This is a genomic window from Verrucomicrobiota bacterium (assembly GCA_016871535.1).
Lineage (GTDB): Bacteria > Verrucomicrobiota > Verrucomicrobiia > Limisphaerales > SIBE01 > VHCZ01.
In genome coordinates, this window is record VHCZ01000295.1 from 1 (window position 1) to 7,304 (window position 7,304).

The 7,304-nt window shown below is 59.5% G+C and carries 5 protein-coding genes; 2 read left to right on the top strand and 3 right to left on the bottom strand.

The annotated features are described in order from the left end of the window. Window positions 1–388: 388 nt before the first annotated feature. Complete coding sequence (locus FJ398_24225) at window positions 389–2,977, top strand: phosphoesterase (GenBank protein MBM3841003.1); 2,589 nt, start codon at window positions 389–391, stop codon at window positions 2,975–2,977. A gap of 217 nt (window positions 2,978–3,194) precedes the next feature. On the opposite strand, the gene alr is transcribed toward FJ398_24225, so the two are convergent. The 3 genes from alr to FJ398_24240 form a co-directional block, all read right to left on the bottom strand. Further along, complete coding sequence (gene alr / locus FJ398_24230) at window positions 3,195–4,337, bottom strand: alanine racemase (protein ID MBM3841004.1); 1,143 nt, start codon at window positions 4,335–4,337, stop codon at window positions 3,195–3,197. A 225-nt stretch (window positions 4,338–4,562) separates the two neighbouring features. Continuing rightward, window positions 4,563–5,120, bottom strand: coding sequence for an RNA polymerase subunit sigma (locus FJ398_24235; protein MBM3841005.1), 558 nt, complete (start codon window positions 5,118–5,120; stop codon window positions 4,563–4,565). Further along, complete coding sequence (locus FJ398_24240; protein ID MBM3841006.1) at window positions 5,117–5,695, bottom strand: hypothetical protein; 579 nt, start codon at window positions 5,693–5,695, stop codon at window positions 5,117–5,119. The genes FJ398_24235 and FJ398_24240 overlap by 4 nt, the downstream gene beginning before the upstream one ends. A 918-nt stretch (window positions 5,696–6,613) precedes the next feature. Here FJ398_24240 and FJ398_24245 point away from each other — a divergent pair. Continuing rightward, window positions 6,614–7,171, top strand: a complete 558-nt coding sequence (locus tag FJ398_24245) for an RNA polymerase subunit sigma (GenBank protein MBM3841007.1) — start codon at window positions 6,614–6,616, stop codon at window positions 7,169–7,171. Window positions 7,172–7,304: the final 133 nt, after the last annotated feature.

Here is a 7,304-nt window from a genome sequence, read left to right on the forward strand (position 1 = left end):
GCGATGAAGCGAGTAATGATCGTGGAGGGAAGGGAGTGCAGGAAGATGGAAGGAAGCTGGCCCGAACGACAGGCCATAAACCGCTGCGAGTGCCTGCGCGGGCTGTGCCGCAGGGGAGTCAGCCAAGGGATGACTTGGTTGAGACTGTTGAACGGAAGGCGGCCTTGGAGACCGCACGAAAGGTGCGCTCTCTCTCGTCGAGACCCCATCAACCGGAGAGCCGGATGCGGGAAATCCGTCCGTCCGGTTCGGAGGGAGGGGTGACGCTCGTGTGTCATCCCTACCCCTATCGTCTTGAATCATCCGTCGTCTTGATCGGATTTGGCAAACAAACACTTTTCCTGAAACGCGCCAACCTTGTAAGCTGCGGGCACCCGACCACCGACCCATGAAAACCAATTTTTGCCTGTCAACTCTGTCTCCGTTCATCATTCTGCTTTTGGCCGCTTGCCAGACCGACACGATCCAGCAGGTCGGCCCGCTGGAAAGCGGCGGCCATTTGACGGCGACGCACCAATTGCTGCGCCCTGCTGGCCAATCGGTCGAGTTCGGCGGACGGCCCATCGATCTTGTGCTTTCGCCGGACCGGCGGACGCTTTACGTGAAGGATAATCGCGGCCTGGTGGTCATCGACGTTGATTCCTGGAAAGTCCGCCAGGAATTGAAACTTCCGGCGGGCGGCAGTTCCACGCACGGGATCGTCATCACGCGCGACGGCACACGGCTGTTCGTGACTTCCGCCCAAACGAATCTGTTCGAGGCGGTGATCAACGCCGACGGCAAAGTCGCCTGGGGCAAAAAAATCGTCCTGCGCGGCCCCAAAGGAAACGACCACGTTCACGCGGGCGGTCTGGCGCTTTCGAATGACGAAACCAAAGCGTTCGTTTGCCTCTCGCGCAAGAACAGCCTGGGCGTGATCGATCTGGCCTCCGAGAAAGTCGTGAAGGAAATTCCCGTCGGGATCGCTCCGTTCGATGTCGTGGTCACACGCGACGGCAAGACGGCGTTCGTGTCCAACTGGGGAGGCCGCCATCCCAAGACCGGAGAGAAAACCGCCAAGTCGTCCGGCACGGACACGCTCGTGGACGAACGCGGCGTCGCTTCGAGCGGGACGGTTTCCGTGATTGATCTGGAGAAAGGCGAAGAGCTCGCGCAGATCACCACTGGTCTGCACCCGTCCGATCTGGAATTGAGCGCGGATGCGCGAACGCTGTTTGTCGCGAACACGAATTCCGATTCGGTCAGTGTCATCAATACGGAGACGCGGCAGATCATCGAGACGATCCTCGTTCGGCCCGATCCTGCGCTTCCGTTTGGCAGCGCACCGAACGCCTTGCTCCTGCATGGCTCCGCGCTTTACGTGGCCAACGGCGGGAATAACGCGGTGGCCGTGGCAGGGATAAGTTCGGGAAGGGCAACTCAACTTCAAGGTTTTATCCCCACCGCGTGGTATCCCGGCGCGCTCGCCACCGATGGAAGGCATTTGTTCATCGCCAACGTCAAAGGATTCGGCTCGCGAAACCCGCATGCCACGCGCAAGGGATGGAACAGCCACGACCACCTCGGCACAGTCAGCAAGGTCGAGATTCCATCCCAAACCGCGCTTCAGGAATACACGCGTCAGGTCAAAGCCGACGCGCGCGTGCCGGAAATCCTCCGGGCTAAAGAGAAATCGCTGGTGCGACGCAAGCCTGTGCCCGTGCCCAGGCGCCTGGGCGATCCATCCGTGTTCGAGCACGTCGTCTATATCATCAAAGAGAACCGGACTTACGACCAGGTCTTCGGCGATTTGCCGCAAGGCAACGGCGACACGAGCCTTTGCGTCTTTGGGCGCGAAGTGACGCCGAACCACCACGCGCTCGCCGAGCAATTTGTGCTTCTGGACAATTACTACTGCAACGGCGTGCTCTCAGCCGACGGCCACGCCTGGGCTATGGAAGGCTACGTGACGGATTACCTGGAAAAGTCGTTTGGCGGTTTCACCCGCAGTTATCCATTCTCCGGCGACGACCCGATCAGCTTCGCGTCGTCCGGTTTCATCTGGGACAACGTTCTCTTGCACGGCCGGTCGTTTCGGAATTACGGCGAGATGGCCAAGACCGACACTGTTCCGGGCAATGCGACGTTCAAAGCCGTGTTCGACAATTACCAGGCGAAGGCCGGCAAAGTCACTTTCAAGCACGACATTCAGATCGACACGCTGCGCCGCTACAGTTGTCCGGATTCGCCCGGCTGGAACATGCGCATCCCGGACCAAATCCGCGCCGATGTGTTCCTCAAGGAATTCCGCGAAGCCGAAGCCAAAGGGAGCTGGCCGAACCTCGTCATCATTTTCCTGCCCAGTGATCACACGTCCGGCACGCGTCCGGGGAATCCCACGCCGCGCGCGCAAGTCGCGGACAACGATCTCGCCGTAGGCCGGATCGTCGAAGCGATTTCAAACAGCCAGTTCTGGCCGAAGACGTGCATCTTCGTCATCGAGGACGACCCGCAGAACGGCTTCGATCACGTCGATGGCCACAGGTCGCTTTGCCTCGTCGTCAGCCCGTACACGAAGCGCGGAGCGGTCGTGAGCCGTTTCTACAATCAGACTTCAGTCCTTCACACGATGGAGCGCATGTTGGGAATTCCGCCGATGAACCAGATGGACGCGCTTTCGCCGTTGATGACGCATTGCTTCACCGCGAAACCCAACTTCAAGCCCTACACCTGCCTGCCGAACAACATTCCGCTCGACGAAATGAACAAACCGACCGCGCAACTCCAGGGCGCCGAGCTTTACTGGGCGGAGAAAAGCCTGGAGCAATCGCTCGAGGAAGTGGACCAGGCGGACGAGGACACGATGAACCGCATCATCTGGCACTCGGTTAAAGGCGTGGACGCGCCGTATCCCGCCCACCTCGCCGGCGCGCACGGCAAAGGCCTGAAAGCGCTCGGACTGAAATTCGGTGGTGCTGATGACGATGATGATGATTGAGCAGAGACTCCCTCTCTTCCACGAAGTGGAGGAGAGGGCGGGGGAGAGGAGGAACGTCGCGGCAATCTGGTCCACTCCAGCAAGAGAAACGGGGCTGCCCTCTCCCCAACCCTCTCCCGCTCCTTCGTCGCGGGAGAGGGAGAAGACTTCAACGGAAGTGTCGAGAAGCGTCCGAGGGCCTAACTAAATAAATCGCAAATCATGAACCCCGCCGCCTTTACGCCGCTTGTGCTCCACGATAGACCCTGGGCACGCGAGAGCTGATATTCGTCAACACTTCCCACGCCACCGTTCCGCACCAGTCCGCGACGTCGTGCGCGCTGATTTGCTCGTCTCCCTGACGGCCAATCAGAACGACTTCATCGCCTGCCCTGGCCGCCGGCACCGCCGAGACATCGGCCAGCATCTGGTCCATGGTAATTCGGCCCAGGACGCGGCAGCGTGTTCCACCGATCAATACTTCCGCCCGATTGCTGCCCGCGCGCAAGTAGCCATCGCCGTAGCCTGCAGTCAGGGTCGCCACGGTCATCTTTCTCGGCGCGACAAAGGCGCCGCCGTAACTCAGCGGCGTGCCTTTGGAAATCTCTTTCACCAAACTGACCCGGCACCGCCAGGAAAGCGCCGGTCGAATGAGCGGAGCGACGCCGGACGGCAAGCGGCGCCGGCCCTTGGGAAGGATTCCGTAAACCAGCAAACCGGGCCGGACCAAACCGAAATCCGCGCCGGGCTCATACAACACGCCCGCGCTGTTGTTGCAATGGAAGAGCGGAGCACGAATGCCCGCCCGCCTCAAACTACAGATCACCCGCCCAAAGCGAGTCCGCTGGAGGCGGGTGAAATCGGCCTCGTCTTCGGCCGAAGCGAAGTGGGTGTAAACGCCGGCCAGCTTCAATCCTTCCATTCGTTCAACCTCCCGGATCACTGCGGCGGCGGACTGAACCGAGGCGCCCAGACGTCCCATCCCGGTATCGACCTTCACGTGAAGTTCGACCGTTTTGTGCAATCCCCTGGCTGCTTCGGCGAACAGCCGCGCTTCGTCCATCGAAGAAATCGTCGGCATGATCGTGTCGCGAACCGCCGTTTCCATTTCGTCCGGCAGGCACGCCCCTAGCATCAGAATGGGCCAACCTTTGCCGACCTGGCGGATGGCTCGGGCTTCGGCGAGGTTAGCGACGCCGAAAAGGTCCGTGCCACTCTGCATCAGGAGCGCGGCGATTTGCCTCAGGCCGTGTCCGTAGGCATCCGCTTTGACCACCGTCAGGATTTTGACCTGCGGTCCGACGCGGTGCCGGAGCCAAACGAGGTTGTCGCGCAAGGCGCCCAAATCAATTTCCGCCCAACAACGGTAGATTGAGTTCATTCATGAATTTGTACCCTCACGGCTTGGGAATGAACCAGGAAGGAAACGGATCGTTGGGAGAGACCAGAGAGGTCCGGGAATTGAGCCGCCGCCGGCTCCGGTCTTGATGCTGTTGTTTTTCCGAGGCCTGGGTTTGGGGTCTGTGAAACGCGGACGGTGTTTCAACTCAATCTGCAGATCCCAGATCGGTTCTGATCTGGTGAATTGGCTCAAATCCGCTCCGGCTCATTCTTTCCGTCGAATCTCACGCCGCAGCCAGGCGCGAGAATAAGCCCAGAGACGCTCGGCCGTGCGCAAGGGAATCGTCAGGGCCACTGGGGCCTCGGGCATGGTCATGCCCACAAAATATCGAAGCTTCACCAGGTCGGCGGCACTCGCATCCTCCCTCGCGAGTCGATCCAGGCTTTCGTGAATGGCCAGCAACTCTTCGGAAGAGGAATTTTGCGCAACTTGCGATTCGTCGAGTTCCACCCGGGGGCCGCCCTGATCTCGTTTCTGGCTCTTCTTGCGCCGGGCGTTGTCGATGAGAATTCTGCGCATCGCTTCGGCGGCAGCGACCATGAAATGGGTTCGGCTCTGGAATTTCAGATGCTGGTTGCCCGTCAGCTTCAACCAGGCTTCATGGACGAGCGCCGTTGGTTGCAGGGTCTGGCCGGGGGCTTCCCGAGCCATCTTCACCGCCGCCAGCTTGCGCAATTCCTCATAGACCAGCGGCAGGAGGGCCTCCGCCGCGTGTGTGTCGCCGTCTGCGACCGCTTCAAGGATGCGAGTCACTTCGATCATGAACGGGCTGCAAGAACTTCGTCCCTAAACAAGGGTTTGCCCGCGATCGAAACCCAACAGCCATAGGCTGCGAGAATCAACACCACCAGGGGGCCAATTGCTCCTATCCCTGCCCACCAAACCGAGAAGTTAAGTGTGGCAGGGAAAGACTGGATAAATCCCCCGCAAACGAACATCACAAACAGCGCTAGCAGGCCAAATCGCATCGTCACGATGAATATGAGAGAAGCCCAGGAGAAAGACCATATCCAAACTCCCAAAGGGGCGGAAGGGGTATTGACAATGCCCACGCCCCAGAGCACGACGAAAACCGTCGTCGCAAGCCAGTCACGCTTGAAGATTATCCGAAACAATAAGAGAAGAAGGAAAATCCCCATGACGAAACCAGCACCGGAAAATCCGCCCAGAACTCTTGCGAGCACCTGATCACCGCCCGAAAGCACAGCGATTCTTCCTGGAATGGCCGGCTCAGTTGGATCCGTTCCTGTCCATGTCTGTGGCAATTGGCCACTGGCATTTTCAAGCAACGCAACCACGACTCCCGCTAAACATCCTGCCAGCACGTCGCGTCCCACACTCAAATCGCCGAATCGGCCACTCAGGAGGCGGCTCCAGGAAATTAGTGTCTGCGGCCAGCGGCGGCGCGCAAAAGGTTCGATCGCGATGTAGAGAAGCCAGGTAACAAACGCGTTGCCCGCGCTGGAAGAAAAGGCCTGGGTGATATTTCCCTAAAAGCTCCAGTCGTGAGCCGTCACCGCGAATTGGCTGCCGGAAAGCGCAAAAACAAAGAGGCCTAACTAATCGCCTGGCTCCCGTTCGGTCCCCACGTCCTGTGAGCAGGTTCCGGCGCACGGAGTATCCGGCGACAGCGATGACCGCAAAGATGATTATCGCCCAGAGAGCGCTGAGTACAGCCTCGTAGGTCTGTCGATGACGTTGGAAAGCGCTACTCTTTTGGGTCGGGGTTTTCGTCCAAGGACCTTTCAACTCGAAGAACACTGGTGTTCCCGCAAATGACCCCGCCTCCACGCGTAATGTTTCTCCCGGCCATTCCGGCATCGAGCCGGTCCAGGCTACGCGGGTATCGCTGTACAACCTGGGCGTCCATGCGGGAGCGGTGCGGGTGAACTTGGTCATCTCCAACCCCGCGTCAGCAAAAAGAAGCGACCAATCCGGTTGGGGGTTTGAATTTGACAGTGTCTCGGTGTACCTCGGGGGGACCGCCTCAAAACTGAGCAAGCGACCCTTGGTGTCCAGATTCATTCGACGCATGCCTGGTTCGGTCAATGGCGGATCCGTCCAGGTGACTGGGCCGCTTCCTTCGATTGGTACCATCTTATCCCCGGCGGAGCGGTAAGAGAAAACTACTGTATGGTTCGGTCTGTGGGTTAACTAGACTGGAAGACGCGTTGCGCGGTTACTTTTTTCATGCGGAACACGGAGGAAGAATTCCTTCCCATCGGTAGGGTTTTGTGAGAAGGCAAGACACCGGCATGAAAGACGTAACGCGCATTCTGAACGCGATTCGCGCCGGCGACGCCCAAGCCGGGGATGAACTGCTCCCGCTTGTGTATGACGAGTTGCGCAAGCTGGCGGCGCATAAAATGGCCGGCGAATCCCCCGGCCACACGCTCCAGGCCACGGCGCTGGTCCACGAGGCCTGGCTGCGGTTGAGCGGCCCGCATCCGCAGAACTGGGAAAACCGCGCCCATTTTTTCGGGGCGGCCGCCGAGGCCATGCGACGGATTCTGGTGGAACACGCCCGGCGCAAACAGAGCCTCAAACGCGGCGGCGGCGCGCTTCGCGAAGAACTGGAGGAATCCGATCTGGTTCTCACCGCGCCTCCAGACGAACTGCTGGCCGTTCACGAAGCTTTGGACAAGCTGGCGCAGGAAGACCCGTCCGCGGCGGAGTTGGTGAAATTACGCTACTTCGTCGGAATGACGATGGAGGAAGCCGCGACGGCGCTGGGTTTAGCCAAACGCTCGGCGGAGAATCTGTGGACCTACGCCCGCGTGTGGCTGCACCGCGAGATTCGAAAGTCCGTTTGACGGCTTAGTGGTCCATTTCATAAATACGCTCACGTTCGCGGCAAGGGATTTTTCGGCCAGACGAGGCGCGAGCGACGAGCATATCCCGAAGTGGATCTGTAAGGAGCAAGCAACGAAGTCTGGCGAAAAAGAA